This is a genomic window from Comamonas testosteroni ATCC 11996 (assembly GCF_000241525.1).
Taxonomy (GTDB): domain Bacteria; phylum Pseudomonadota; class Gammaproteobacteria; order Burkholderiales; family Burkholderiaceae_C; genus Comamonas; species Comamonas testosteroni.
Genome location: NZ_AHIL01000043.1, coordinates 210,277 through 236,082, shown reverse-complemented (window position 1 = coordinate 236,082; position 25,806 = coordinate 210,277). Strand labels below are relative to the sequence as shown.

The window sequence follows — 25,806 nt, the reverse complement described above, 5'->3', positions numbered from 1 at the left end:
GATTAGTTAGCAGAGAGTCAACCAAGCAAGCCGAAAGGAGTCGCACATGATCGCTCAAGAACTGGAAGTCAGCTTGCACATGGCGTTTGTCGAGGCCCGTCAGCAGCGCCACGAGTTCATCACCGTGGAGCATCTGCTGCTCGCCCTGCTGGACAACCCCAGTGCAGCTGAAGTGCTGCGCGCATGCGCGGCCAATATCGACGACCTGCGTTCATCGCTGTCCAACTTCATCAAGGACAACACACCGCAGGTGGACGGCACCGAAGAGGTGGATACGCAGCCCACGCTGGGATTCCAGCGTGTGATTCAGCGTGCCATCATGCATGTGCAGTCCACAGGCAATGGCAAGAAGGAGGTGACGGGCGCCAATGTGCTCGTGGCCATCTTCGGCGAAAAGGACTCCCATGCCGTGTACTACCTGCACCAGCAGGGCGTGACGCGCCTGGACGTGGTCAACTACATTGCTCATGGCATCAAGAAGGGTGAGCCGCCCGAGCCCGCCAAGGCCGAATCTCCTTCGGAGAGCGAAGAAGGCGCGGCGGGCGAACGCAATGAAAAAGCATCGCCGCTGGAGCAGTTCACGCTGAACCTGAACCAGGCTGCCAAGGAAGGCAAGATCGATCCGCTGATCGGGCGCGAGTACGAGGTCGAGCGCACCATCCAGATCCTCTGCCGCCGCCGCAAGAACAACCCGCTGCTGGTGGGCGAGGCCGGTGTGGGCAAGACGGCCATTGCCGAGGGGCTGGCCTGGCGCATCACCGAAGGCACGGTGCCCGAGGTGCTCAAGGAAGGCGTGGTCTACTCGCTGGACATGGGCGCGTTGCTGGCCGGCACCAAGTACCGCGGCGATTTCGAGCAGCGCCTCAAGGGCGTGCTCAAGTCGCTCAAGGACAAGCCGCATGCCATCCTGTTCATTGACGAAATCCACACGCTGATCGGCGCCGGTGCGGCCTCGGGCGGCACGCTGGATGCGTCCAATCTGCTCAAGCCCGCGCTGTCCAGCGGACAGCTGCGCTGCATCGGTGCGACCACGTTCACGGAATACCGTGGCATCTTCGAAAAAGACGCGGCCCTGTCGCGCCGTTTCCAGAAGGTCGATGTGGTCGAGCCAACCGTGGCCGAGACCGTGGACATCCTCAAGGGCCTGAAGTCCCGCTTCGAGGAGCACCACAGCATCACCTATGCGCAGGAAGCCCTGCAGGCGGCGGCTGAGCTGTCGGCCAAGTACATCAATGACCGTCACCTGCCCGACAAGGCCATCGACGTGATCGACGAGGCCGGTGCTGCCCAGCGCATCGCACCCGAAGGTCAGCGCAAGCAGACCATCGGCAAGGCCGAGATCGAGGCCATCGTGGCCAAGATCGCCCGCATTCCGCCGGCCAACGTCAGCAACGACGACCGCAGCAAGCTGCAGACGCTGGAGCGTGACTTGAAGAGCGTGGTCTTCGGTCAGGACAAGGCGCTGGAAGTGCTGTCGTCTGCCGTGAAGATGGCGCGCTCGGGTCTGGGCAAGCCGGACAAGCCGATCGGCTCCTTCCTGTTCTCCGGCCCCACGGGCGTCGGCAAGACGGAAGCTGCCAAGCAGCTGGCCTATATCCTGGGCGTGGACCTGATCCGCTTCGACATGTCCGAGTACATGGAGCGTCATGCAGTCAGTCGCCTGATCGGCGCGCCTCCCGGCTATGTCGGCTTTGACCAGGGCGGTCTGCTGACCGAGGCCGTGACCAAGAAGCCGCATTCGGTGCTGCTGCTCGATGAAATCGAAAAAGCGCATCCGGACATCTTCAACGTGCTGCTGCAGGTCATGGATCACGGCACGCTGACCGACAACAACGGACGCAAGGCCGACTTCCGCAACGTGATCATCATCATGACCACGAATGCGGGTGCCGAGACCATGAACAAGGCCACCATCGGTTTCACGAACCCGCGTGAGGCCGGTGATGAAATGGGCGATATCAAGCGCCTGTTCACGCCCGAGTTCCGCAACCGTCTGGATGCCATCGTCAGCTTCAAGCCGCTGGACGAGCAGATCATTCTGCGCGTGGTCGACAAGTTCCTGCTGCAGCTGGAGCAGCAACTGGCCGAGAAGAAGGTGGACGTCACCTTCAGCGACGAGCTGCGCAAGCATCTGGCCAAGAAGGGCTTCGATCCGCTCATGGGTGCGCGCCCCATGCAGCGCCTGATCCAGGACACCATCCGCCGCTCGCTGGCCGATGAGCTGCTGTTCGGTCGCCTGACCAACGGCGGACGCCTGGAGGTGGACTGGGACGAAGCGGGCAACGAAGGCAAGGGTGATGTCAAGCTCACCATTACCGAGTTGCCCAAGGATGCCCCCAAGGCCGAGCCCGAGCAGGCAGTGGCCGACTAAGGCCTTCGCCAGCGCCCGTATGCGGTGCTGAAACAAGAGACCGGCAGTGGCGACGCTGCCGGTTTTTTATTGCCTGCCTGGCCTGTATTTGCTCTCTTTATGAGAGCTTTTATCGCTTGTTTGGCAAGCAATTCAGGTGCTTTTATGCTTGAGTACTTCTGGTGGCGGGCGAAGTCAGCTATGAATGATGATTCGCTCATCAGGTTCTATGGACTGCATCCTGGCGGATGCAGCAGCTGCCAATGCGGTCGTTTCGGGGCTTGTAGCCAGAATGGGCGCAAGCTTTGGCGGAATGTTTTGTCCTGCGGACGACGATCAGATCGCGCACGCGAAGGAGCCGCACCGCAATGCCGGGGGCAGAGCTGCCTGATCAATCGCGCAGGTACAGAAGCAGCATGAAGACCGGCGTGCCGATCAGAACGCCAATGATGCAGAACAAGGGGCCGTAAACAAGCAGGCTTATTTCCAGGGTGCGTATGCATCCCGAGATGCCCTCATGCAGGCAGCTGACCCCGTCGGGCGGCAGAAAGATGCTGTGAAACGGCAGAAAAAGCGCCGCCACGGCCAGGCTGGCAAGCAGTGCCAGAAAGGCGGAGAGAACAAGTCGGCCCAGGGTTTTCATGATGTGCATCTCCCAAGCAACTATAGATGGTGGAGCCATGAATGCCGGGTTGCGGCGAGAAAACGGTACGGGAGCCTGCCTAGGGCTTGCCTGCCGTGCCGCGCGCGACCTGGCTGATGAGGCTGAGTGCAGCGACGATGATGCCCTTGGTCAGCGGCAGCAAGGCAAAGAACAGAAAAAAGAGGTGGTTGGCCTGCCACAGCGGCAGGGTGCGCAGATGCACAAGCACGCGCTGGCCATGCCCGCCAGTCACTATGAAGGCAATGGCTGCGGCGATCAAGGTCAGAAACAGGAGAGCGGTCGCCCTGGCTGCCCCTGGCGCGCGCTGAAAGGCGATGGTCAGGGGGCGGATCAGGCAGCAGCCAAAGACCAGGGCGCAGAGAAAAGGCACCAGATGCACGGCTTCGCCCCCAAGCAGCCAGGGCAGGGCCGTCGCATAGGACAGAACCAGCAGGCCGAGGCCGGTGGTTCCGATGAGTCGGGGCTGCCGCTGTTGCTGCTGCTTCATGGACGCCTGCCGGTGCGCTGGGACGAGGCAGCGAAGCTAATAAAAAAAGGAGCTGCTATCGATTGCTGCATAACGATTTCAGATACTTTTGTATTTGAAAGGCAATGCTGAAAAGCGTAGGCAGCTATCAACATTGTTGTCAGGGTTTGATGCCGCTCACTTGACCTGGCGCTTTTCCAGCTTGCGCGCCAGCGTGCGCCGGTGCATGCCCAGGCGGCGTGCGGCCTCGGAGATGTTGAAGCCGGACTCGGCCAGGGTCTCGTGAATATGCTCCCATTCCAGCGTCTTGATGGAGGTGGTCTGGCTGCTGACCTCCACGTCGGTGCGGCCCTCGACCCGCCCGAAGGCGGCTTCGATATCGTCGGTATTCGAAGGCTTGGCCAGGTAGTGGCAGGCGCCGAGCTTGACGGCTTCCACGGCCGTGGCAATGCTGGCGTAGCCGGTGAGCACGACAATGAGCGCATCGGGGTTGTGCAGATGCAGCATCTGCACGCAGTTCAGGCCCGATGCATTGCCGGCCAGCTTCAGGTCCATGACCGCATATTGCGGCCGGTGCTGGGTCAGCAGCAGCTGCACTTCCTCGCCGCTGGTGGCATGCAGCACGCGGTAGCCCCGGCGCTCGAATGAGCGCTTGAGCGTGCGTGCAAATGCCGCGTCATCTTCAACCAGCAGCAGTAAACGGTCTTCTTGCATGCAAACAACAATGTCTTAAATCGCGAGAGCGGACTGGGGCAGGTTGACCTCCACCAGAGCGCCGCCGCCTTGCTGAGCCGGCAGATTGCCGGCGTGAACGCGGCCGCCAAGGGCGCGGGCCACGTTGGTCACCAGAAACAGGCCCAGGCCGCGACCGGGGCGCTCCTGTTTGGTGGAGACATGGCACTGGCCCAGTTGCTGCAGCACGGCGGCATCGAAGCCCGGGCCGTGGTCGCGCACCTGGATGCGGATCTGGTCGTGATCGCTGCTCAGGGTCAGCTCCACCCAGTCGGGCGAGGCTTCGAGGGCATTGTCCAGCAAATTGCAAATCATTTGCTGCAATGCAGTATCCGAGAGCATGGCGAAGTCCTTCACACCCTGCTGGTGCAGTGCAAAGTGCTGCAGGCTGTTATGTGCCTGCCAGTGGCTGACCACGCCTTGCACAAAGCTGGCGAAGGTGGTGCTTTCCGTGCCTTCGGCCCGGGTCTCGCCGGCAGACAGCAGCACGCCCGAGACGATGGACTTGCAGCGCAGCAGCTGACGCTGCATTTCCTGCAGGTCCTCGCGCAGGTCCTCGTCCTGCATGAGGGCCGGCATATGCTGCCAGTCGCCCAGGATCACGGACATGGTGGCCATGGGGGTGCCCAGCTCGTGGGCCGCGCCGGTGGCCAGCAGGCCCAGGCGCACGATGTGTTCTTCCTCGCTGGCGCGCTGGCGCATGTTGGAGATGCGCTTGTCGCGGCGGCGCGTGTTCTCGACGATGCGGGTCAGAAAGACGATGGTCAGAATGCTGGTCAGCGCAAAGCTGATGAGCACACCCACGACGTAGAGGCTGGGCAGGCCTTCCTGGCTGACGAACTGCACATGCAGGGGCTGGTGAAACAGGGTCAGGCCCATGACACCGACAAAGGAGGCCGCCACCACGCACCAGGTGTAATGAGCTGGCAGCAGCACGGCACTCAGAATCCCCTGCAGCAGATACAGATAGATAAAGGGGTTGCTGGCGCCGCCGCTCAGGTACAGCTGAATGGTCAGGGCCAGCACATCGGCCAGCAGCGCATAGAAGACGCTGCGCGAGGTCACGGGGCGGTGCAGGCCCTGGCTCCAGTAGATATAGGCCAGGTTGGTGGCGACCAGGGCTACCAGCACCAGCGCCATGGGCAGCAGGGGCAGGGCAATCTGAAAGCCGTAGTGCACCAGCGAGATGGTGACGACCTGGCCGACCACGGCAATCCAGCGCAGCTGAATCAGCAGCTGCATGTTCTGCCGCTCGGTCAGGCGCTGTACGCGAAACAGGGAATCGGAAATTTGGCTCACCGCGCAATTGTCACCGAGCGGGACTGCCACGGACGCCTCTGGGGCTATGCGTTCCTGATGTAGGCGCCGCCTTAAGGGACTGAAAAAAAGCGCTCCGGGGAGCGCTTTTCAGGGGGCATCAGCTTTTGGCAACTGCCTTGTCGTGCCGGCGTACCAGCCAGGCCGCTCCGATCACCATGATGGCCAGCCCATACCAGGTAAGCGCATAGACCAGATGACTGTTCGGGAAGCGGATGACCGTCATGCCGGGGCGCAGGACTTCGGTGCCGGCCTCTGCCCGGGCATAGGCCGGGTTGCTGGCGGGCACGCCCTGGTCTATGAAGTAGGGGGCGGCCCTGCTCAGGCCCAGGGCCTGGGCGATGGCGGTGACATCGCGCGAGTACCACTGGCCGTTGGCGGGATCGTTCTTGCGCAAAAAGCCACCGCCGGGCTCGCTCATGCGCATCAGGCCGATGACGGTGACGGTCTCGGCGGACGGGCCGGCTTCGGCAATCTGCTTGAGCCATTGGCCGCGCAGCTTCTCGGGCGTGAAGCCGCGGTTGACCAGAACCTGCGTGCCATCGCTCAGCTGCAGCGGCGTCATGAGCCAGAAGCCCGCGCCGGCCTCGGTCAAGGCCTTGGCCAGCACGCTTTGCCTGTCCAGCCATTGGCCCTGCGCCTTGACGGGCAGGTACTCGTGGCTGGCCGCATTGATCTGCGGCCATTGACCGGGCTCGGGCAAAGCCACGGGGGCGCTGTGCACGCGCTGCTCCACGCGCTCGATGAGATCGAGCTTCCAGGCGCGGCGCTGCACCTGCCAGGTGCCCAGAGCCATGAACCCTAAAAACAAGGCGATGCCCACAAACGCGAGCATCGCCTTGGCGAAGGGAGAGCGCTGCCGCGCAGCGCTCTGGTTCTTCATCAGGTCAGTCAAGGTGTGACAGCTGCGGGAGCCGTGTGACCTGCGTGATCTGCATGGCCTGCGGCCTGGTGCATTTCATGACCGGGCATCATGTTGGTGTTCATGTGGAACATGACCCAAAGCGTGCCGGAGATCGCAATCGCCAGGAAGATCACCGTGAAGATGGTGGACAGCATGGTCCAGCCGCCCTGGATCTTGCCGTTCATGTGCAGGAAGTACACCATGTGCACGAGCACCTGGATCACCGCGAACAGACCCAGCACGGCCACGGCCGTGGTGCGGTCGGTGATGATGTTGTTCATGACCAGGTAGAAGGGGATGGCTGTCAGGATGACAGCCAGGATGAAGCCCTTCACATAGTCGCCCATGGTGACGTGCAGGTCGTCGTGATCGTGGTGATCGTCATGACCGGCGTGGATATCGTGTGCGCTCATTTACAGCACCCCCATCAGATACACAAAGGTGAACACACCGATCCAGACCACGTCCAAGAAGTGCCAGAACATGGACAGGCAGTTGATACGGCGCACGTTCTCGTTGATCAGGCCGTGCTTCTTGATCTGGATCATCAGGGTGATCAGCCAGACCAGACCGAAGGTCACGTGGATACCGTGGGTGCCCACCAGCGTGAAGAAGGACGACAGGAAGGCGCTGCTCTGAGGCGTTGCACCTTGATGGATCAGGTGGTGGAACTCATAGAGTTCCACGGCCAGGAAGGCTGCGCCCAGCAGGCCGGTGACGGCCAGCCACAGCAGCGTGCCGTTCACGTTCTTCTTCTGCTTTTGCAGCATGGCAAAGCCGAAGGTGATGGACGACATCAGCAGGAAGGCCGTGTTGACGGCGACCAGCGACAGATCGAACAGATCCTTGCCCGAGGGGCCGCCTGCATAGCTGCGGCCCAGCACGCCATAGGTGGCGAACAGTGCGGCAAAGATCAGGCAGTCGCTCATCAGGTAGAGCCAGAAGCCCAGCGAGGTGCCGTTTTCCGGATGGGGCTCGTGCGCGAGGTGGTACTCGCGAGTAGCCAGGGCGGCTGCGCCGCCAGCGTTGATATGTGTATTAGACATGGGCTGCTGCAAGCTGCTTTGTACGTGCTTCTTCCGTTGTGGCCACTTCGACCGCAGGGATGTAGTAGTCACGCTTGTAGTTGAAGGTATGAATGATCGAAGCCAGGATGGTCGCGACGAACGAAGCGATCGTCAGAGGCCACATATGCCAGATCAGAGCAAAGCCCAGAACCGTGGACAGGCCGGCAATCACCACGCCGGCGCCGGTATTGGCGGGCATGTGGATGGGCTCGAAGCCGCTCAGCGGACGCTGATAGCCGTGCTTCTTCATGTCGGTCCAGGCGTCGATGTCGTGCACCACGGGGGTGAAGGCAAAGTTGTACTGGGGAGGGGGCGAGGAGGTGGCCCATTCCAGGGTACGGCCTTCCCATGGGTCGCCGGTCACGTCACGCAGCTCGTCGCGCTTCCAGATGGACACGGCCAGCTGGATGAAGAAGCAGCCGATACCGGCAGCGATCAGGGCAGCGCCGCAGGCAGCGATGATGAACCAGATCTGCAGCGAGGGATCGTCAAAGTGGTTGGCACGGCGAGTCACGCCCATCAGACCCAGGATGTACAGGGGAGTGAAGGCAACCCAGAAGCCGACCAGCCAGAACCAGAACGAAGCCTTGCCCCAGAACTCGTTGAGTCGGAAGCCGAAAGCCTTGGGGAACCAGTAGTTGATACCGGCAAACACGGCAAACACCACGCCGCCGATGATCACGTTGTGGAAGTGGGCGATCAGGAACAGCGAGTTGTGCAGCACGAAGTCTGCGGGAGGTACGGCCAGCAGCACGCCGGTCATGCCGCCGATGGCGAAGGTGACCATGAAGCCCACCGTCCACAGCATGGGCACCGAGAAGCGGATGCGACCGCGGTACATGGTGAACAGCCAGTTGAAGATCTTCGCGCCCGTGGGGATGGAGATGATCATCGTGGTGATACCGAAGAAGGTATTCACGCTGGCACCCGAGCCCATGGTGAAGAAGTGGTGCAGCCACACCAGGTAGGACAGGATGGTGATACACACGGTGGCGTAGACCATCGAGGTGTAGCCGAACAGGCGCTTGCGGCTGAACGTTGCCACGATTTCGGAGAACACGCCGAAGCAGGGCAGGATCAGGATGTAGACCTCGGGGTGGCCCCAGATCCAGATCAGGTTCACGTACAGCATGGGGTTGCCGCCCAGCTCGTTCGTGAAGAAGTTGGTGCCGACGTAGCGGTCCAGCGACATCAGCACCAGGGCTGCGGTCAGCACGGGGAAGGAGGCCACGATCAGGGCGTTGGTGCACAGGGCAGTCCAGGTGAAGACGGGCATCTTCATCAGGTTCATGCCGGGAGCGCGCATCTTGATGATGGTCACGATCAGGTTGATACCTGACAAGGTCGTGCCCACACCGGCGACCTGCAGGCCCCAGATGTAGTAGTCAAGACCCGTGCTGCCGCTCTGGTGCCCCAGATTGGACAGGGCCAGCCAGCCGGAGGTGGAGAACTCGCCCAGGAACAGGGAGATCATGACCAGCACGGCGCCGCCGGTGGTCATCCAGAAGCTGAAGTTGTTCAGGAACGGGAAGGACACGTCACGTGCGCCGATCTGCAGAGGAACCAGGTAGTTCATCAGGCCGGTCACGAAGGGCATCGCCACGAAGAAGATCATGATCACGCCGTGGGCCGTGAAGATCTGGTCGTAGTGGTGAGGAGGCAGGTAGCCCATGTTGTCGCCAAAGGCCATGGACTGCTGCAGACGCATCATCACGGCATCGGCAAAGCCGCGCAGGAACATGACCAGACCGAGGATCATGTACATGATGCCGATCTTCTTGTGGTCGATGGAGGTGATCCAGTCGTTCCACAGCGGAGCCCAGAGGCGGAACTTGGTGATGCCGCCGACCACGACGAGGCCGCCAAGCACCACGGCAATAAAGGTCAAGAGCACGATGGGCTCATGCGTCATGGGAATCTGGTCCCATGTGATACGGCCCAACAGCCAGTGGGAGGCCGGGGTTGTTGTTTCAGACATGTTGAGTCTCTTCTGTCGTATTGGAGCGGCTGAGCGGTGAGCGCATCCGCACCGTGAACTACTTATTGCTGTGCGACAGCTCCGGAGGCGGCGACTTCGTCGAGCAGAGCGACAACGCGGTCAGCGTCTTTGGAAGTGCAGACATCCAGGGGTAGGGTCACGCTGGAGGTCTTGCTGTGGTGTGCAGGTGGCCTGCCGCCGGCGGCGTCGATGGCCATCATTTCGTTCATGCACATCTTGCCGTCTTCCACGCAGCGGTTGAGGACCTTGTGGTACAGGCCTTCGTCCACGCTGGCGAAGCGTTCAACGGGGTTGCGCTCGCTGGGCTTGGCCAGATCGATATAGGCATCGCGTGTCAGGGTCTTGCCTTCGGTCTTGGCCTTGGCAATCCACTGATCGAACTGCTCGTTTTCCAGGCCGTGGAACTTGAAGGTCATGCCCGCAAAACCAGCGCCGCTGTAGTGAGAGGACTTGCCGCCATAGACACCGGGCTTGTTGATCACGGCGTTCAGCTCGGTCTGCATGCCGGGCATGGTGTAGATCATGCCGGCCAGATCAGGAACGTAGAACGCGTTCATGGTGTGGGTGGAGGTCAGCTTGAAGTGAATGGGGCGATCCACCGGGGCAGCCACTTCGTTGACGGTGGCAATGCCTTGCTCAGGGTAGAAGAACAGCCATTTCCAGTCCAGCGACACGACCTGGATCTCCAGAGGCTTGACGTTGGGGTCCAGAGCCTTGGTCGAGGAGATGCGGTCCAGGGGACGATAGGGGTCGAGCTTGTGGGTGCTGATCCAGGTAATGGCGCCCAAAGCGATGATGATGAGCAGGGGAACCGTCCAGATCACCAGCTCCAGCGCAGTGGAGTGGTGCCATTCGGGGTCGTACTTGGCTTCGGTGTTGGACTGGCGGTATTTCCAGGCAAACAGCAGCGTCAAAAAGATGACGGGGACGATGATGAGCAACATCAGCAAAGTGGCCGTAATGACCAGGTCGCCTTGCTGCTTGGCGACATCGCCAGCTGGGTTGAGGACGACGGCCTTGCTGCAACCGGCGAGGGTTGCGGTCAAAGCGGCCGCTGAGAGCCACGCGGGCCCACGGATTTCCTTGATTTTTAACATGCTTTAGGCGTGACAAAGTCGCGCTTAGGTGTAAACGCGGATTACTGGATCTCGGCAAATGTAATACCAAACAGGGGCTTGTCCATTGGACATTTTGTCCAAGGTCAACAGCTCGGGATTGGAAATGCGCTATGCGACAAGGGTTTAGCAGCTTTGGCGTGTAGACAAACTTTGAGCTGACAGGGCTTGAAATTGTCAAATCAGCCCTCAGAAACGGGGCCCGCACGGGGCTGGGCTGACAGTGTTCAGGGCAAAAACTCTATTGCAGCTGCACATGCTTGGGCGTAGAACGGAAAGCGTCCCCGGGACTGAAAAGTAAGACAAGGAGTTGTACCTTTATGACAAGCATGAACCCGTCCGTTGGTCTTACTCAGCAAGACTATGAGAACTCGGAAACCTTGGCCTATGCGGATACCGACGAGGATGTGACCCCCGGCGAGATTGCCGTGGGGGTGATCATCGGGCGCTCTTCCGAGTACTTTGACTTCTTCGTGTTCGGCATCGCCTGCGTGCTGGTGTTTCCCTCGCTGCTGTTTCCCTACCTATCCAAGCTCGACGGCACGCTGGCCGCGTTTGCCATCTTCTCGCTGGCCTTCGTGGCCCGCCCCGTGGGCACGGCGCTGTCCATGGCCGTGCAGCGGGCCTGGGGCCGTGCCACCAAGCTGACTCTGGCGCTGCTGCTGCTGGGCGTGTGCACGGTGGGCATGACCTTTTTGCCCAGCTATGAGACGGCCGGCATGAAGGCCGTCTGGGCGCTGGTGATCCTGCGCATCGGCCAGGGCCTGGCGCTGGGTGGTACCTGGGACGGCTTGCCTTCGCTGCTGGCAATGTCCGCGCCGCCGAACAAGCGCGGCTGGTACTCGATGATTGGTCAGCTCGGGGCGCCGCTGGGTTTCATCATTGCGGCAGCGCTGTTTGCCTTTCTGTACTCCAACCTGACGGCCGACGAGTTCATGAGCTATGGCTGGCGCTACCCCTTCTGCGTGGCCTTCGCCATCAACGTGGTGGCGCTGTTTGCCCGCCTGCGCCTGGTCGTGGGCCAGTCCTATACCCAGCTTCTGCAGGAACGTGAGCTGGAGCCCATCAGCGTGACCAGTCTCATGGCCAACGAAGGCCGCAATGTGATGATCGGGGCTTTTGCCGCGCTGGCCAGCTTTGCGCTGTTCCATCTGGTGACCGTGTTCCCGCTGTCCTGGATTTCCATGTATTCCAACCAGTCCATGACAGAAGTGCTGGTGGTGCAGATCATTGGCGCGCTGCTGGCAGGCGCGGCCATCATGCTCTCGGGCTGGCTGGCGGACCGTGTGGGTCGCCGCAACACCCTGGGCACCATGGCCTGCCTGATCGGCATCTTCAGCTTTCTGGCGCCCTGGCTGCTGGGCAGCGGCAGCACCGGCAACAATGTGTTCATCCTGGTGGGCTTTGTGCTGCTGGGTCTGTCCTACGGCCAGGCCTCGGGCACCGTGACCTCCAACTTCTCGTCGCGCTACCGTTACACCGGCGCGGCCCTGTCCACGGATATGGCCTGGCTCATCGGTGCGGCGTTTGCGCCTCTGGTGGCCCTGGGAGTCTCGGCAAAGTTCGGACTGGTGGCTCTGGGTATCTATCTGCTGTCGGGCGCCTTGTGCACGCTGGCTGCCTTGGGTATCAACCGTGCCATCGAGGCGCGCGATCAATAAGAAGGTTGCTCGCTTCTCTGCAAAACGCCCGGTGCTGTGCATCGGGCGTTTTTCCTGATGCCGCAGCGCATGAAAAAGCCGCCTTCAAGAGGCGGCTTCTTTACGGATGGGCGGGCTGGATCAGTCCAGAGCCAGACCAGCCTTCTTGATCACCTCGCCAAAGCGCTTGCTCTCTGAAGCCATGAAGGCCTTGAATTCGGCGGGTGTGGGGTTGAAGGACTCGTAGCCGAAGGCGGCGAACTTTTCCTTCACGTCCTGGCCGGTCAGCGCCTGGCGGACATCGGTGCGGATCTTCTCGACCACGGCGGCAGGGGTGCCGGGGCGCACGGCCAGGGCGTTCCAGCCGATGGCTGCGAAATCCTTGGGGCCGCCCGATTCGGACACCGTGGGCACGTTCTCGAAGCCAGCAATGCGGCTGGGAGCCGCCACCGCCAGGAAGCGCAGCTTGCCGCCACGCACCAGAGGACCAGCAGTGCCCAGAGAGCCCAGGGCAAAGGTCAGCTCGCCATTGGCAACGCCCTGGTAGAGCTGGCTGGTTTCCTTGTAGATCACGTGCTCCATCTTGGTGCCGGTCTGGTTTTCCAGCAGCGCCGAGCCCAGGTGCACGGGGTTGCCCACGGACCAGGAACCGTAGTTAAGCTTGCCGGGATGCGCCTTGGCATCGGCGATCAGATCGCCGATGGTCTTGTAGGGGCTGTTGACGGGCACGCAGACAAAGAAGTAGTTGCGGAACAAGGGCATCAGGATGTCGAAGTCCTTGTTCAGGTCGTAGGGCAGCTTCTTGAACAGGTGGGGGTAGGCCGCGATGTGGACGTTGTCCAGCTGGATCATGTCCGTGCCGTCAGTCGCGCCACGCTTGAATTCGTTGATGGCGATGAAGCCGTTGCCGCCGGGACGGTTTTCCACCACCACGGGCTGGCCCCAGGCGCGGCCCAGCTTGTCGGCCACCAGGCGCGAGATGCCATCAGGGCCGCCGCCTACGGGGAAGGGGTTGATGATGCGCGAGGACTTGGTGGGCCACTTGTCGCTCTGGGCGAAAGAGGGGGCTGCCACGGCTGCAGCAATGGCGCCAAGTGCGAATGCAGCTTGGCGACGGCTCATATTGAGCTTATGGGTCATTTTGTCTCCCTGGAAGGATGTCGATGATGAATTGCGTGTGGACCACGCATTGTTGATATCGTCGGCTGTTATTTTTAGATATTCAGGCCCAGTTAATTACATTGTGTCACTTGGGGCATAAACACCTAGGTCTAGCTGAGGCTAGCAGCTATAGCAAAATAGCATAGCTTGTTTTGAAAGGTGTGAGCATGAATCTGCAGCAGATAGAGACCTTTGTTCGGGTGGCCGAAGTAGGGAGCTTTAGCAAGGCTGCGGTACTGCTGGACACCGCCCAGCCGGCTCTCAGCCGTCAGGTGCGGGCCCTTGAAACAGAGTTGCGCGAGACCTTGCTGATACGCACCGGGCGCGGCGTGACGCTGACCGATGCGGGGCGGCGCCTGCTCGAGCATGGTCACGCCATCATGCAGCGCGTGGCCATGGCCAAGGAAGATCTGGGCAGCCAGCGCGACGAGCCCGTGGGGCGCATCACCGTCGGCCTGCCGCCGAGCCTGGCGCGGCGCCTGACCCTGCCCCTGATCGACGGCTTCAGCCGCGAAATGCCCAAGGCCAGGCTGGCGGTGGTCGAGGGTTTTTCCATGAATATCTCGGAGTGGCTGACCTCGGGGCGCATGGATCTGGGCCTGGTCTACACGCCCGAGCCCCATCCGCAGATCGAGGTCTTGCCCGTGCTCGAAGAGCGCCTGTGCCTGATCGGCCCGGCCAGCACGCTGGCAGGGCGCACCAGCATCCCGTTCGAGCATCTGGCCGAGTTCCCGTTGATCATGCCCCAGCACGGGCAGATTTTCCGCAAGCTGATGGAGGCCCAGGCCACGCTGTCCCAGGTCAAGCTCAATGTGGTCTGGGAGGTTTCCAGCGTGCCCGCCATTCTGGATCTGGTGCGCGGCGGCTATGGCTATGCGGCGCTGACCGATAGCGCCATGCACAGTCATGCCACGGATGCTGCGCTGGTGGAGGTGCCCATCAAGTCGCCGCATATCGTCAGCACCTTGTGCCTGGTGCAGCCCGCCAAGAAGAAGTCCACGCCCCTGATGCGCCGCACGGCCGAGCTGCTGCGCCGCCTCAGCATGCAGGTCTGCTCGGTGGAAAGCGGGCATATCTGAACGACTGGCCTGTGCCGGGGCATTGCCGCTGATGGCTCATGCTCCTGTTAGTGGAGCTTGTTGCGATTGTTAGATAACGATTTCAGATATATATCTATCTGAAATTGAATGGGAGCAGGCGCAATAAGCTTCTGAATTAATAGCGTCAAAGCTGGGGGCGCAAGGTTCTGGCGGCCTCCTGCAGCAGCGGCAGTATTTCCTGCTGCATGGTTTGCGGGCTCATGCGTTTGGCCGATGTCACCACATTCAGCGCAGCCACGGTGCGCCCGCGCATATTGCGCAGCGGCACGGCCACAGCCTGAATCGCCAGTTCATGCTCTTCAAGTGCCATGCAGTAGTCGAGACGGCGCACCTCGTCGAGCAAGCCCTTGAGCGCCGCGCCATCGGATACCGTGTGTGCCGTCAGCTTGGGCAGGTCATAGGTGGCCAGCCAGTCGTCGAGCTCCGAGCTCGAGAGCGAAGCCAGCAGCACCCGTCCGGTGGACGTAGCGTGCGCCGGCAGGCGCGTGCCCAGGTGCAGTCCGTGGGCCATCAGACGCTCGCCTTTTTCATGCACGGCGCTGCGCGCGACGATGACGACTTCACGCCCCTCGCGCACCACGCAGGAGTAGGACAGTCCGGTCTGTGCGGCCAGCCTGTGCAGCACGGGTTGCACGATGCGCGGCAGCCGGGCCGAGGCCAGATAGCTGCCCGACAGGCGCAGGACCTTGGGAGCCAGCCAGAAATAGCTGCCATCGGATTCGAGATAGCCGAGATAGGCCAGCGTGAGCAGATGGCGCCTGGCTGCGGCGCGCGTGATGCCTGCGCGATCAGCCGCCATGGTGGCGTTCAGGCGCTGGCGCTCGGTGTCGAAGCTCTCGAGTACGGCCAGGCCCTTGGCCAGGCCAGCAATGAAGTCTGCCGGGGCGATGGAGGGGGAGCCGGGGTCACTCATGGAGGGGGCTGCCGTTCTTGTTTTGCGCGATCATCGTTCTCATTGTGCGATTATCGCGCAAACAACGCTTCTCTCCTTTGTCTTGATACAGCACAAAACTTAGTCTTGCTTCATAGCGCAACCGGCGTTGTCACGCTCGCCGATTGACAGGTTTTTGAGCCATAACAAGGAGTCACAATCATGCGTACACAAGTCGCCATCATCGGTGCCGGTCCCTCAGGTCTGCTGCTGGGGCAGCTGCTCTACAAGGCGGGCATCGACAACATCATCATCGAGCAGCGCAGCGCCGACTATGTGCTGGGCCGCATCCGCGCCGGCGTGCTGGAGCAGGTGACGGTGGATCTGCTCAAGCAGGCGGGTGCCGACAAGCGCATGAACGAGGAAGGCCTGCCCCACGACGGTATCGAGCTGCTGTTCAAGGGCAAGCGCCACCGCATCGACCTGAATGGTCTGACCGGCGGCAAGCGCGTGATGGTCTATGGCCAGACCGAAGTGACCCGTGACCTGATGGAGGTGCGGGCTCAGGAAGGCCTGACCACAGTCTACGAAGCCAGTCATGTGCAGCCTGTGGACTTCGAGAGCGACAAGCCCAAGGTGCGCTACGAAAAAGACGGCCAGGTGCATGAGATCGAGTGCGACTTCATCGCCGGTTGCGACGGCTTTCACGGCATCTGCCGCGCCAGCGCTCCTCAGGACAAGATCAAGACCTTCGAGAAGGTCTATCCCTTTGGCTGGCTGGGCCTGCTCTCGGATACGCCGCCCGTGTCGCACGAGCTGATCTACGCCAACACCGAGCGCGGCTTTGCCCTGTGCAGCCAGCGCAGCGCCACGCGCAGCCGCTACTATCTGCAGGTGCCGCTGACCGACAAGGTCGAGGACTGGAGCGACGAGGCGTTCTGGGAAGAGCTCAAGAAGCGCCTGGACCCCGAAGCCCGCGCCAATCTGGTGACCGGGCCATCGCTGGAAAAAAGCATTGCACCGCTGCGCAGCTTTGTGACCGAGCCCATGCGCTTCGGCCGCATGTTCCTGGCAGGTGACGCCGCGCACATCGTTCCCCCCACCGGCGCCAAGGGCCTGAACCTGGCGGCTTCCGACGTGGGCTATCTGTCGCAGGCCTTTGCCCAGTACTACAAGGAGCAGTCCGAAGCCGGTATCGACCGCTACTCCGAGCAGTGCCTGCGCCGTGTCTGGAAGGCCGAGCGCTTCTCGTGGTGGATGACTTCCATGCTGCACAACTTCCCCGGCGAGGGCGAGTTCAACACCAAGGTGCAGGAAGCCGAACTGGACTACATCGTTCACTCCGAGGCAGGCTCGACCTCGCTGGCCGAGAACTATGTGGGTCTGCCCCTGGTTTAAGCCCAAGACCGCCTGGGCTTCATCACCGCGGTGATGGAAGCCCGGTGCGTGGTCCCGGCGCCTTGCGCTCTGCCTGCATTGCCATGCGCGAAGCAGGCTTTTTTTCATCCATGCAATTTGGTTGATGCTGCCTTGCGTAAATTTTGATGACGCGGCGCAAGCCGGCGGGGCTTGCGAGGAGTAAGCTTGCCGACCTTATGGCGCACATCATGTTTTCCCCTCCCTATATTGCCGCTGCCGAGGCAGCCCAGTCCCTGCGCACGCGCGGCTATGCCGTGCTGCAGCCCGAGGACTTTGCCCAGTGGATGGGCCTGAGCGTGAGCGATCTGCATGCCATGGATGCGGACTGGCAGGGCCTGCCGCCCGATGCCTTCCTCAAGGATGGTGGCCGCTATCGCTGCCGCCGCCATTCCTGCTTTGTCAGCGAAGGCGACCAGGTGCAGCAAGTGCCCCACCGCGCGCACTGGCAGCCGGTGGAATACAACGCGCTGCATGGCGGCATGCAGCGCATGTTCGAGCCCATGCTGGAGAGCACGACGACGAGCGCGGCATGGCTGGAGATGATCAATGCTCTGGGGCAACTGGCCGATCAGGTGTTCTGCGCCGACGAGCGGCATGAGCGCTGGTTTGTCGAGGCGCACCAGTTCCGCATCGACACCACGGACGGCATCGGGCGGCCCACGCCCGAAGGCGCGCACCGCGACGGCGTCGATCTGGTCGCCGTGCTGCTGGTGGGACGCAAGGGCGTCAAAGGGGGCGAGACCCGCGTGTTCGAAGCGACCGGCCCCAATGGCCAGCGCTTCACGTTGACCGAGCCCTGGTCGGTGATGCTGCTCGACGATGCGCGCATGATTCATGAGACCACGCCGATCCAACCTGCCGAGCCCGGTGGCGTGCGCGACACGCTGGTGCTGACCTATCGCCGCGGCAACTTCCAGGGGGCCGAGCTCCAGGAGCAGCAGGGCCAGGCCGCTTGAGCTTGATTGGGCCGGACGGCTTTGTTCTGAAAATTTGAGCAAAACTGTAACGTGCTCAACGCATCAAAGTGACGCCCTCGACACTGCATGATGCAGGCTTGTTGCGGCGAGGCTCTCGCCCCTTCAAGTCTTTCCTGCATCCAACAAGCCAGAACAGCTGGCCGACACCACGCCCTGCAGGGCGTGGTTTTTTATATGAATCGCTTTTACGCCCTTAGTATTTCAGTGCTGACCGCTCTTGTCACAGTAGCGGCCTGCAAGCCTTCGCAAGACCGTCCGGCACAGGCGGCCTACACCAAGGAACCCACGATCTACTTTCGCAATGGCCTTGAGATTACCCTTGGCGATGCCTCGGTGCCGGTTCACGGGGTGGAGGAGTGCCCTTATGGTCTGGCCGCGCCGGCCGGTGCCGTGGTCGAGCTCAATGATGCCAAGTGCATCAGGCTGTCGGACGATACCGAGCAGATCGTCGTGATGCTGGACCTGCCGGGCGGCATCGTCCAGGAGGAATGGACCGTGCGCCGCGATGCATCGAGCAAGCCTCATGAGCCGGCTTTCAAGAACGTCTCCCTGCTGCGCCCAGACGGCACGCGCATCACTATCACCGACAAGTCCGACACTCTGCTGGACAAGTGCTACGAGTACCAGGCGGCCCATGTCTGCATCTGAGGCAGATGGCTTGGAGTGAACTTTAGGGTTGATTCATGTCAACACGCTGAGGCATGATGAAGGCAGACTGCATGCTATTCCAAGAGCGGCATTTGCCCTGGGTCCCTGGTCCGGGTTCCGTGTCGCCTGCAACCTAGAAGGAGAAACATATGTCCATGTTCAATCACATCCTGGTTCCGGTCGACGGCTCCAAGCCCTCCATGCTGGCCGCACGCAAGGCCGCTGAACTCTCCAAGGTTTTCGGCAGCGCCGTGACGGCGGTGTATGTGGTCGATCCCTATCCTTTCACCGGCGTGGGCGCCGACTTTGCCTATGGCCAGTCTCAGTATCTGAGCGCGGCCACCGCCGAAGCCAACACCGCCCTGGATGCGGTCAAGGCCATCATGGATGAGGCGGGTGTGCCCGTGAAGACCCTGGTGGGTGAGGGTCATGCCGTGCATGAAGGCATTGTGCGCACCATGGAGAGCGTGGGCGCAGACCTTGTTGTCATGGGCTCGCAGGGGCGACGCGGCCTTGAGAAGCTGATGCTGGGCAGCGTCACGCAACGTGTGCTGGGCGCAGTCAAAATCCCGGTTCTTGTGGTGCGCGAGTGAGCGTAAGGCGGCTGCCCACGAAGCAACGGCTCCTCAGGGAGCCGTTTTTCTGATGAGCCAGAGTGCTCAGCGATTGAGCAGCCGGGCCAGCCAGCCTTTTTTCTTGCGCTGCAATTCCAGCTCCTGAAGCACCTCGGCCTTGAGCTGTTCCTTCTGTGCAGCTTGTCCGCTCTCTTTGGACATCATGCGCAGATAGACCTTGGCCGAGTCCACATAGCCATGGTCTTCGTTGCGGATGTGGTTGAACAGCCAGCGCGAAAGCATGCCGTGCAGTTCGGCGGCCACATCCTCACCCGCATCGAAGCGGGTCTGCATCTCGATCACGCGGCGCGTGAACAGCTCGTGCACTTTTTTGTGCGGGCCGGCGAACATATAGCCGGCGCTCTCGATCAGGCTTTCCTCGAAGACGAAGTGCGAGACGGTGTAGTCGATCATCTCGCCGATGACATCGCCCAGACCTTCGCGATCTGGCGAGCTGCGCAACTCGTAGAGTCTGTTGATGTAATCGACGATGCGGCGGTGCTGCCGGTCGATCTCCGCAATCCCGGTGTCCAGCTCGGGGACCCAGACCAGCAATGCCATGATGTTCTCCAGAAATTCAGGGGTTTCCGCAGAAGTATTCACGAGCCTGTCATAGGCTGCATTGATTCAGATCAGGCCTGTCCACGCCAGGCAGGGCGGCGCGAATCCTGCGCGCCGCGTCGGGATGTCACTCGATCTTGGCGCCCGAGGACTCGACAACCTGCTTGGACTGCTTGAAGTCGGCCTGGAACATCTTGTCGAAGTTGGCCACGCTCATGGACTGGGGCTCGGCGCCCTGGGTCAGAATGGCGTCGCGCACCTCGGGCGTGGCCAGCAGCTTGTTCACTTCGACATTGACCTTGGTCACGATGGCTGCGGGCGTGCCCTTGGGCATGAACAGTCCGTACCAGGTGCTCACATCAAAGCCCTTGAGACCGGACTCGGCCAGTGTAGGGGTGTCTGGCAGCGAGGACGAGCGCTTTGCCGAGGTCACGGCGATGGCGCGCAGCTTGCCGGCCTTGATCTGGGCTATGGCCGAGGGTACGGAGGACACCAGCAGATCCACATTGCCGGCCAGTGCATCCATCATCGCGGGGTTGGAGCCCTTGTAGGGCACGTGGGTCAGATGAATGTCCGAGGCCTTTTCCAGCATCACGCCGGCCAGATGGATGCTGGTGCCGTTGCCGGGCGAGCCGTAGGTGATCTTGGACGGGGTCTTCTTGGCTGCAGCCACTACGTCGGCCAGCGTCTTGTACGGCGAGTTGGCGGCGGTGGCGATCACGATGGGGGTGTAGGCCACATGAGCCACGGGGGTCAGATCCTTGCTGGGGTTCCAGGGCAGGTTCTTGTAGAGGTAGGGGCCAAGGACCACATTGTCCTTCTGGCCCATCACCATGTCATAGCCCGTGGGCGCCGCTTTGACCGCTTCGGTGATGCCGATGGTGCCGCCTGCACCCGCACGGTTGTCGGGCACCACGGTCCATTTGCTGACTTCGGTGAGCTTGTTGGCAATCACGCGCGAGAGGATGTCGGTGCCGCCGCCAGGCGGGAAGGGCACGATCATGCGCACGGGCTTGTTGGGGTAGTCGGCAGCGGGGTCTTGTGCAGCGGCTGAAAAGCTCAGGCCCGCGCTTGCGATCACGGCTGTGCTGATGAGAATTTGGCGAATCATGAAAAAGAAGCTCCAGAGACGAACGGGGGAGCGCTGGCCCGCAAACAAGGGCGGCGCAGTCGCGGCTGGTACCTGAGCCTTGAGCTCGGAAGCCAGAGTCACGGAAGGTGGGCTTTTCGATGATCGGGGACGGTGGTTCCGCCATCAATGGGTATTTGTCTTTACCGGGGTGCGAGAGCCATGCCGTACGGACATGATCGCCATCCGCACGCGCTGCACGACAGGGTTGCTGCCGTTGCTAGCACGGGGGCAGCGTACCGATCGGGTGTCGCTGCCGATGTGGCCCACGGGTGCGGATTGTGGTTCTGCGCGCAGCCTCAGAGGCTGCTGCAGACCAGTGGAAACATTCTGCCACGCATGAAAGACTTGCCAGGGCTTGGTTCGAGAATAGGCAGGGCCTGTTCCCCGATTTTTTGCCTGGCCCGGTAGTTCACAGCAACAAGAGCTGCAGGCGCCTTTGGCCTTTGGTTTGGATAAGGCGGCTGCAGCCATGTGTTGGAGTCCGGCCGCTCCGAGTGCGATCTCAGGCCTGGCGTACGTCGGCGACTACCTGGTCGCCGAAGTCCGGTCGTGCCAGCCAGGCCAGCACGCGGGCTGCGGCGTCATCGGCCGAGGTCAGCTGCCCGTTGCTGTGCAGGCCTGCAAAACGGCCCACGTCGGGGAAGTCGGTTGAAGCTGCGCTGCGCAGTTGTACCTGCATATCGGTGTCGATGACGCCGGGTGCCAGAGAGACAATGCGTGCGCCGTTGGGCTTGGCAGCCTCTTCCAGCGCCACACAGCTGCTGAACTGGTCCATGCCGGCCTTGGCCGTGCAGTAGCTGGCTTGCGAGGCCATGGCACGGCGGCCCAGACCCGAGGAGATATTGAGCACCTTGCGGGGGATCTGCCAGCTCTCGGTTGCTCCGAGAAAGGCTCCGGTCAGGGCCATGGGCGCTTCAAGACCCACGCGCAGGGCATTGATCATGTCGGCGGCAGGCACCTGAGACAGCGGCGCAATCTGCGGCATGACGCCCGCATTGTTGATCAGGGTGATGCTGGCCCATTCATGGGGATCCATCGTGCCCAGCCAGGTCGCTAGGCGTTGCGCGGCTGCGGCGCTTTGTGCCAGGTCCTGCTCCCATTGCAATAGCTGCTCGGGCTTGCTGGCGCTGGAAGTGAGGGCGGAGCTGGTTTTGCGGGCAATGCTCAGCAACTGATGGCCTTGTTGCAGCAGCAGTTGCCCCATGGACAGGCCCATGCCGCGAGAGCCACCGGTCAGAATCGTTAAATGCTTTGTCATGCCGGGCATCTTACGGGTGATTGAAGACAGAAAAAGAGCAGGCCCCGCAAGACTGGCGTCCGGCAGGGCCTGGTGATGACCTCGGATGAGGTCAGTGAGCTGTCAATGACCCAGATAGGCCTTGCGCACCTCGTCATTGCTCAGCAGGTTGACGCCGCTGTCCTCCAGCACCACCTTGCCGGTTTCCAGCACATAGCCTCGGTCGGCAATCTGCAGGGCGCGGTTGGCGTTTTGCTCGACCAGGAACACCGTCACACCCGCTGCACGGATGGTCTGAATGATCTCGAAGATCTGCGCAATGATGAGCGGCGCCAGGCCCAGTGTGGGTTCGTCCAGCAGCAGCAGGCGCGGCTTGCTCATCAGTGCGCGGCCTATGGCCAGCATCTGCTGCTCACCGCCGGACATGGTGCCCGAGCGTTGCGCTGCACGCTCCTTCAAGCGAGGAAAGAGCTTGAACACATGCTCGACGCCGTCGGCGATCTCGGCCTTGTTCAGGAAAAAACCGCCCATCTGCAGGTTCTCGGTCACCGTCAGGTCCTTGAAGACACGACGGCCTTCGGGCGAGACGGCAATGCCGCGGCGCATGATGTGATGAGTGGACATCTGGGTGATGTCCTCGCCCTCGAACAGAATGCGCCCGCTGCTGGCACGAGGGTTGCCGCAGACCGTCATCAAGAGCGATGTCTTGCCTGCACCATTGCTGCCGATGAGGGTGACGATCTCGCCCTGATCGACATGCAGGCTGACATGATTGACCGCGCAGATCGCGCCATAGTGGGTGGAGACCTGCTCCAGTTGCAACATATGCTGGCTCATCAGGCCTCTCCCAGATAGGCCTTGATGACCCGTTCATCATTGCGAATCGCCTCGGGCAGGCCCATGGCGATGGGCTTGCCGTATTCCATGACCAGAATGCGCTCGGACACTCCCATGACCAGGCCCATATCGTGCTCGATCAGCAGCACAGCCACACCGTACTGCTTGCGCAGATCGTCGATCAGATGCTGCAGGTCTTTCTTCTCCTGCGGGTTCAGGCCGGCGGCGGGCTCGTCCAGCATCAGCACACGAGGCTTGGTGATCATGCAGCGCGCAATCTCCAGCCGGCGCTGGTGACCATAGGCCAGATTGCCGGCCTCGCGGTTGGCAAACTGGCGCAGGCCCATCACGTCCAGCCATTGCAGCGCGTTGTCGATCTTTTCCTGTTCGGCACGGCGATAGCCTGGCGTGTTGAACAGGCCGCCGAGCAGCGTGGCGCGCGACTGGCGGTGCTGTGCGACCAGCAGGTTTTCCAGTGCCGTCATGCTCTTGAACAGGCGCACGTTCTGGAAGGTGCGCACCACGCCATGGTTGGCGACCTGGTGGCTGCTGTGGCCTGCAATGCTCTGGCCGTCCAGAACGACCGAGCCGCCTGAAGGCTGGTAGAACCCGCTGATGCAGTTGAATACCGTGGTCTTGCCCGCGCCGTTGGGGCCGATGATGGCAAACACTTCCTGAGGGCGTACGTTAAAGCCCACGTTGTCCACGGCCAGCAGGCCGCCGAAGCGCATGCACAGGTCTTTGACTTCTAGCAAATACTCGCTCATGCGCTTGCCCTGCCTGTGGTTGTAGTTATTGAAATAATAGCGTTCAGGTGCAGCTTCATGACTTCACCTCCACTTGGTGCCGCTTCATGGGCAGCAGGCCCTGTGGGCGCCAGACCATCATCAAAATCATGACCAGACCGAAGATCAGCATGCGGTATTCGGAAAACTCGCGTGCCAACTCGGGCAGCACGGTCAGGATGATGGCCGCCACGATCACGCCCAGCTGCGAGCCCATGCCGCCCAGCACCACAATGGCCAAGATCAGGGCCGACTCGATGAAGGTGAAGGACTCGGGATTGACGATGCCCTGGCGAGCGGCGAAGAAGGCGCCGCCGAAACCCGCGAACATGGCGCCCAGCGTGAAGGCCGAGAGCTTGATCTTCATGGGGTTCAGGCCCAGCGAACGGCAGGCGATCTCATCCTCGCGCAGCGCTTCCCAGGCGCGGCCAATGGGCATGCGGATCAGGCGGTTGCTGATGAATAGCGTCACCATGGCCAGCAGCAGGGCCATCAGATAGACGAAGATCACCATGTGCATGGAGTTGAACTCCAGACCGAAGAACTGATGAAAGGTCGTGCCGTCCTCGGTCAGGGGCGAGCGGGTCATGGGCAGGCCCAGCACCGTAGGCTTGGGAATGCTGGAGATGCCGTCGGGGCCGCCCGTGAAGCTGGTCAGATTGGTCAGCAGCAGGCGGATGATTTCACCAAAGCCCAGCGTCACGATGGCCAGATAGTCACCACGCAGGCGCAGCACGGGAAAGCCCAGCACGAAGCCGAACAGGGCCGAGGCTGCGCCGGCCAGCGGCAGCGCTTCCCAGAACGTCCAGCCAGCCCAGTGGAACAGCAGCGCATAGGTGTAGGCGCCCACGGCATAGAAGCCCACAAAGCCCAGATCCAGCAGGCCGGCAAAGCCGACCACCACGTTCAGACCAAGGCCCAGCATGACGTAAATCATGGCCAGGGTCGCGATGTCGACAGCATTGCGGCCCGCGAAGAACGGCCAGGAGGCGGCCATCATCAGCACCACGAAGATGACGACGTTGCGTGTGCCCGACTTCATCTGCGGCACGGCCGGCAGATTGACCTTGGGCAGCTTGCCAGCGAGCAGGGGCTTGAGCATCTGCACGACAAAGATGGCAAGGCAAGCCCAGCCGGTCATGCTCCAGTCGGGAGTGATGATGGTGCGCACGCCGGCGCGCTCCAGGTGCAGGCTGAAGATGGGGGTGACGACGATGGCCGTCATCACGGTGGCGATCAGCGCATCGCGCAAAGCGGCAGAAAAGCTGTACTTCATCAGACTTTCTCCACTTCAGGTTTGCCCAGCAGGCCCGAGGGGCGGAACATCAATATGGTCACCAGCAGGCCGAAAGCCACGATGTCCTTGTATTCCGACGAGATGTAGGCTGCAGCAAAGGTCTCGGCTACGCCCAGAATCACACCGCCCAGCATGGCGCCGGGGATGGATCCGATGCCGCCCAGCACGGCGGCCGTGAAGGCCTTGATGCCGGCGAGGAAGCCGATGAAGGGGTTGAGCTTGCCCACCGCCAGCGCAATCAGAACGCCGCCCACGGCCGCCAGCACGGCGCCCAGCACAAAGGTGAAGGAGATGACTTTGTTGGTATCTATGCCCAGCAGATTGGCCATGTGCATATCCTGAGCGCAGGCGCGTGAGGCACGGCCCATGCGCGAATGCTTGATGTACATGGTCAGCGCAATCATCAGAACCACGGTCACTGCGATGATGAGCACGCGGGTATAGGGGATGAAGACCTCGAAATTGCCCATGTGGAAATTGATGGCGCCCGGCAGCAGCGAAGGCACGGCCATATCGCGTGCGCCCTGGCCCAGAGCCACCCAGTTCTGCAGGAATATGGACATGCCGATGGCCGAGATCAGTGCGACCAGACGCGGGCTCTGGCGCACGGGCTTGTAGGCCACCTGTTCGACGACCAGGCCATAGACTCCGGTGACGAACACGGCCACCACCAGCATCAGGCCGATGATGGCCCATACGGGCAGGCCGCTTTGCGTGCCAATCGCCGAAAGCGTCACGAGGCCAATATAGGCCCCGATCATGTAGATGTCACCGTGTGCGAAATTGATCATGCCGATGATGCCGTAGACCATGGTGTAGCCAATGGCGATCAGGGCGTAAATGGCTCCGAGTGAGAGCCCGTTGAATAGCTGTTGTATCAGCTGGGGGAGAAAGTCTGACATGTAACGCCACC

At 61.7% G+C, this 25,806-nt stretch carries 25 protein-coding genes; 7 read left to right on the top strand and 18 right to left on the bottom strand.

The features are described 5' to 3' along the window. Positions 1-46: 46 nt before the first annotated feature. Positions 47-2,371, top strand: coding sequence for an ATP-dependent Clp protease ATP-binding subunit ClpA (clpA, locus tag CTATCC11996_RS19550; RefSeq protein WP_003079526.1), 2,325 nt, complete (start codon positions 47-49; stop codon positions 2,369-2,371). Between the two features lie 370 nt (positions 2,372-2,741). Here clpA and CTATCC11996_RS19545 read toward each other — a convergent pair whose 3' ends face one another. The 9 genes from CTATCC11996_RS19545 to cyoA form a co-directional block, all read right to left on the bottom strand. Next, on the bottom strand, positions 2,742-2,993 hold the full coding sequence (locus CTATCC11996_RS19545; protein WP_003079523.1) for a hypothetical protein: 252 nt from the start codon (positions 2,991-2,993) through the stop codon (positions 2,742-2,744). 79 nt (positions 2,994-3,072) lie between these two features. After that, the gene (locus CTATCC11996_RS19540) at positions 3,073-3,501 is read right to left on the bottom strand and encodes a hypothetical protein (protein WP_003079521.1); all 429 of its coding nucleotides are present in this window, start codon (positions 3,499-3,501) and stop codon (positions 3,073-3,075) included. 156 nt (positions 3,502-3,657) lie between these two features. After that, a complete protein-coding gene (locus tag CTATCC11996_RS19535; protein ID WP_003079519.1) occupies positions 3,658-4,194 on the bottom strand; it encodes a response regulator transcription factor in 537 nt (178 codons plus the stop codon). A gap of 15 nt (positions 4,195-4,209) precedes the next feature. Beyond that, on the bottom strand, positions 4,210-5,511 hold the full coding sequence (locus CTATCC11996_RS19530; RefSeq protein ID WP_034349660.1) for an ATP-binding protein: 1,302 nt from the start codon (positions 5,509-5,511) through the stop codon (positions 4,210-4,212). A gap of 118 nt (positions 5,512-5,629) precedes the next feature. Next, entirely contained in the window at positions 5,630-6,412 is a 783-nt protein-coding gene (locus CTATCC11996_RS19525; protein ID WP_003079515.1) for an SURF1 family protein, read from the bottom strand. Positions 6,413-6,420: 8 nt separating this feature from the next. Further along, complete coding sequence (cyoD, locus tag CTATCC11996_RS19520; protein ID WP_003079512.1) at positions 6,421-6,846, bottom strand: cytochrome o ubiquinol oxidase subunit IV; 426 nt, start codon at positions 6,844-6,846, stop codon at positions 6,421-6,423. Beyond that, on the bottom strand, positions 6,847-7,479 hold the full coding sequence (gene cyoC, locus CTATCC11996_RS19515; RefSeq protein WP_003055501.1) for a cytochrome o ubiquinol oxidase subunit III: 633 nt from the start codon (positions 7,477-7,479) through the stop codon (positions 6,847-6,849). Then, entirely contained in the window at positions 7,472-9,478 is a 2,007-nt protein-coding gene (gene cyoB / locus CTATCC11996_RS19510; protein WP_003079510.1) for a cytochrome o ubiquinol oxidase subunit I, read from the bottom strand. The genes cyoC and cyoB overlap by 8 nt, the downstream gene beginning before the upstream one ends. A gap of 62 nt (positions 9,479-9,540) precedes the next feature. Next, positions 9,541-10,596, bottom strand: coding sequence for a ubiquinol oxidase subunit II (cyoA, locus tag CTATCC11996_RS19505; protein ID WP_034349657.1), 1,056 nt, complete (start codon positions 10,594-10,596; stop codon positions 9,541-9,543). A gap of 338 nt (positions 10,597-10,934) precedes the next feature. Here cyoA and CTATCC11996_RS19500 point away from each other — a divergent pair, with 338 nt between their 5' ends. Beyond that, positions 10,935-12,275, top strand: coding sequence for an MFS transporter (locus CTATCC11996_RS19500; protein ID WP_003079506.1), 1,341 nt, complete (start codon positions 10,935-10,937; stop codon positions 12,273-12,275). Positions 12,276-12,395: 120 nt separating this feature from the next. Here the strand turns inward: CTATCC11996_RS19500 and CTATCC11996_RS19495 are convergent, their stop codons facing one another. After that, on the bottom strand, positions 12,396-13,394 hold the full coding sequence (locus CTATCC11996_RS19495) for a Bug family tripartite tricarboxylate transporter substrate binding protein (RefSeq protein WP_003055494.1): 999 nt from the start codon (positions 13,392-13,394) through the stop codon (positions 12,396-12,398). Positions 13,395-13,582: 188 nt separating this feature from the next. Between CTATCC11996_RS19495 and CTATCC11996_RS19490 the strand changes: the two genes are divergently transcribed. Beyond that, positions 13,583-14,494: a LysR family transcriptional regulator gene (locus tag CTATCC11996_RS19490; RefSeq protein WP_003079504.1), complete on the top strand. Its 912-nt coding sequence runs from the start codon at positions 13,583-13,585 to the stop codon at positions 14,492-14,494. A 145-nt stretch (positions 14,495-14,639) separates the two neighbouring features. Here CTATCC11996_RS19490 and CTATCC11996_RS19485 read toward each other — a convergent pair whose 3' ends face one another. Further along, the gene (locus CTATCC11996_RS19485) at positions 14,640-15,428 is read right to left on the bottom strand and encodes an IclR family transcriptional regulator domain-containing protein (protein WP_003079503.1); all 789 of its coding nucleotides are present in this window, start codon (positions 15,426-15,428) and stop codon (positions 14,640-14,642) included. Positions 15,429-15,608: 180 nt separating this feature from the next. On the opposite strand from CTATCC11996_RS19485, the gene pobA reads away from it, so the two are divergent. The 4 genes from pobA to CTATCC11996_RS19465 all read left to right on the top strand — a co-directional run bounded on the left by pobA (position 15,609) and on the right by CTATCC11996_RS19465 (position 19,023). Beyond that, entirely contained in the window at positions 15,609-16,784 is a 1,176-nt protein-coding gene (gene pobA, locus CTATCC11996_RS19480) for a 4-hydroxybenzoate 3-monooxygenase (RefSeq protein ID WP_003079500.1), read from the top strand. 197 nt (positions 16,785-16,981) lie between these two features. Further along, positions 16,982-17,761, top strand: coding sequence for a 2OG-Fe dioxygenase family protein (locus CTATCC11996_RS19475; protein ID WP_003079498.1), 780 nt, complete (start codon positions 16,982-16,984; stop codon positions 17,759-17,761). A 225-nt stretch (positions 17,762-17,986) separates the two neighbouring features. Continuing rightward, positions 17,987-18,430, top strand: coding sequence for a hypothetical protein (locus tag CTATCC11996_RS19470; protein WP_238532430.1), 444 nt, complete (start codon positions 17,987-17,989; stop codon positions 18,428-18,430). A 155-nt stretch (positions 18,431-18,585) separates the two neighbouring features. Beyond that, on the top strand, positions 18,586-19,023 hold the full coding sequence (locus CTATCC11996_RS19465; protein WP_003079494.1) for a universal stress protein: 438 nt from the start codon (positions 18,586-18,588) through the stop codon (positions 19,021-19,023). Positions 19,024-19,089: 66 nt separating this feature from the next. Here CTATCC11996_RS19465 and CTATCC11996_RS19460 read toward each other — a convergent pair whose 3' ends face one another. From CTATCC11996_RS19460 to livH, 7 genes are all read right to left on the bottom strand, one after another. After that, on the bottom strand, positions 19,090-19,647 hold the full coding sequence (locus CTATCC11996_RS19460; RefSeq protein WP_003079493.1) for a bacteriohemerythrin: 558 nt from the start codon (positions 19,645-19,647) through the stop codon (positions 19,090-19,092). A gap of 85 nt (positions 19,648-19,732) precedes the next feature. Next, entirely contained in the window at positions 19,733-20,716 is a 984-nt protein-coding gene (locus tag CTATCC11996_RS19455; RefSeq protein ID WP_034349796.1) for a Bug family tripartite tricarboxylate transporter substrate binding protein, read from the bottom strand. 523 nt (positions 20,717-21,239) lie between these two features. Then, complete coding sequence (locus CTATCC11996_RS19450; protein WP_003079490.1) at positions 21,240-22,004, bottom strand: SDR family NAD(P)-dependent oxidoreductase; 765 nt, start codon at positions 22,002-22,004, stop codon at positions 21,240-21,242. A 93-nt stretch (positions 22,005-22,097) separates the two neighbouring features. Continuing rightward, positions 22,098-22,811 carry an ABC transporter ATP-binding protein gene (locus CTATCC11996_RS19445; RefSeq protein WP_080569907.1) on the bottom strand — a complete coding sequence of 238 codons (714 nt, stop codon included), beginning with the start codon at positions 22,809-22,811 and terminating at the stop codon, positions 22,098-22,100. After that, positions 22,811-23,578 carry a high-affinity branched-chain amino acid ABC transporter ATP-binding protein LivG gene (gene livG, locus CTATCC11996_RS19440; protein ID WP_003079486.1) on the bottom strand — a complete coding sequence of 256 codons (768 nt, stop codon included), beginning with the start codon at positions 23,576-23,578 and terminating at the stop codon, positions 22,811-22,813. The genes CTATCC11996_RS19445 and livG overlap by 1 nt, the downstream gene beginning before the upstream one ends. A 55-nt stretch (positions 23,579-23,633) precedes the next feature. Further along, positions 23,634-24,872, bottom strand: a complete 1,239-nt coding sequence (locus CTATCC11996_RS19435) for a high-affinity branched-chain amino acid ABC transporter permease LivM (RefSeq protein WP_003079484.1) — start codon at positions 24,870-24,872, stop codon at positions 23,634-23,636. Beyond that, positions 24,872-25,795: a high-affinity branched-chain amino acid ABC transporter permease LivH gene (gene livH, locus CTATCC11996_RS19430; protein ID WP_003079482.1), complete on the bottom strand. Its 924-nt coding sequence runs from the start codon at positions 25,793-25,795 to the stop codon at positions 24,872-24,874. The genes CTATCC11996_RS19435 and livH overlap by 1 nt, the downstream gene beginning before the upstream one ends. Positions 25,796-25,806: the final 11 nt, after the last annotated feature.

Coding starts and splice junctions, on each gene's coding strand:
- CTATCC11996_RS19525 (WP_003079515.1), bottom strand. CDS start 6,412: ATGAAGAACCAGAGCGCTGCGCGGCAGCGCTCTCCCTTCGCCAAGGCG.
- CTATCC11996_RS19475 (WP_003079498.1), top strand. CDS start 16,982: ATGGCGCACATCATGTTTTCCCCTCCCTATATTGCCGCTGCCGAGGCA.
- pobA (WP_003079500.1), top strand. CDS start 15,609: ATGCGTACACAAGTCGCCATCATCGGTGCCGGTCCCTCAGGTCTGCTG.
- CTATCC11996_RS19540 (WP_003079521.1), bottom strand. CDS start 3,501: ATGAAGCAGCAGCAACAGCGGCAGCCCCGACTCATCGGAACCACCGGC.
- CTATCC11996_RS19465 (WP_003079494.1), top strand. CDS start 18,586: ATGTTCAATCACATCCTGGTTCCGGTCGACGGCTCCAAGCCCTCCATG.
- cyoC (WP_003055501.1), bottom strand. CDS start 7,479: ATGTCTAATACACATATCAACGCTGGCGGCGCAGCCGCCCTGGCTACT.
- CTATCC11996_RS19485 (WP_003079503.1), bottom strand. CDS start 15,428: ATGAGTGACCCCGGCTCCCCCTCCATCGCCCCGGCAGACTTCATTGCT.
- CTATCC11996_RS19535 (WP_003079519.1), bottom strand. CDS start 4,194: ATGCAAGAAGACCGTTTACTGCTGCTGGTTGAAGATGACGCGGCATTT.
- clpA (WP_003079526.1), top strand. CDS start 47: ATGATCGCTCAAGAACTGGAAGTCAGCTTGCACATGGCGTTTGTCGAG.
- CTATCC11996_RS19490 (WP_003079504.1), top strand. CDS start 13,583: ATGAATCTGCAGCAGATAGAGACCTTTGTTCGGGTGGCCGAAGTAGGG.
- CTATCC11996_RS19495 (WP_003055494.1), bottom strand. CDS start 13,394: ATGACCCATAAGCTCAATATGAGCCGTCGCCAAGCTGCATTCGCACTT.
- CTATCC11996_RS19455 (WP_034349796.1), bottom strand. CDS start 20,716: ATGATTCGCCAAATTCTCATCAGCACAGCCGTGATCGCAAGCGCGGGC.
- CTATCC11996_RS19500 (WP_003079506.1), top strand. CDS start 10,935: ATGACAAGCATGAACCCGTCCGTTGGTCTTACTCAGCAAGACTATGAG.
- cyoD (WP_003079512.1), bottom strand. CDS start 6,846: ATGAGCGCACACGATATCCACGCCGGTCATGACGATCACCACGATCAC.
- CTATCC11996_RS19445 (WP_080569907.1), bottom strand. CDS start 22,811: ATGAGCCAGCATATGTTGCAACTGGAGCAGGTCTCCACCCACTATGGC.
- cyoB (WP_003079510.1), bottom strand. CDS start 9,478: ATGTCTGAAACAACAACCCCGGCCTCCCACTGGCTGTTGGGCCGTATC.
- livH (WP_003079482.1), bottom strand. CDS start 25,795: ATGTCAGACTTTCTCCCCCAGCTGATACAACAGCTATTCAACGGGCTC.
- cyoA (WP_034349657.1), bottom strand. CDS start 10,596: ATGTTAAAAATCAAGGAAATCCGTGGGCCCGCGTGGCTCTCAGCGGCC.
- CTATCC11996_RS19450 (WP_003079490.1), bottom strand. CDS start 22,004: ATGCCCGGCATGACAAAGCATTTAACGATTCTGACCGGTGGCTCTCGC.
- CTATCC11996_RS19435 (WP_003079484.1), bottom strand. CDS start 24,872: ATGAAGTACAGCTTTTCTGCCGCTTTGCGCGATGCGCTGATCGCCACC.
- livG (WP_003079486.1), bottom strand. CDS start 23,578: ATGAGCGAGTATTTGCTAGAAGTCAAAGACCTGTGCATGCGCTTCGGC.
- CTATCC11996_RS19545 (WP_003079523.1), bottom strand. CDS start 2,993: ATGAAAACCCTGGGCCGACTTGTTCTCTCCGCCTTTCTGGCACTGCTT.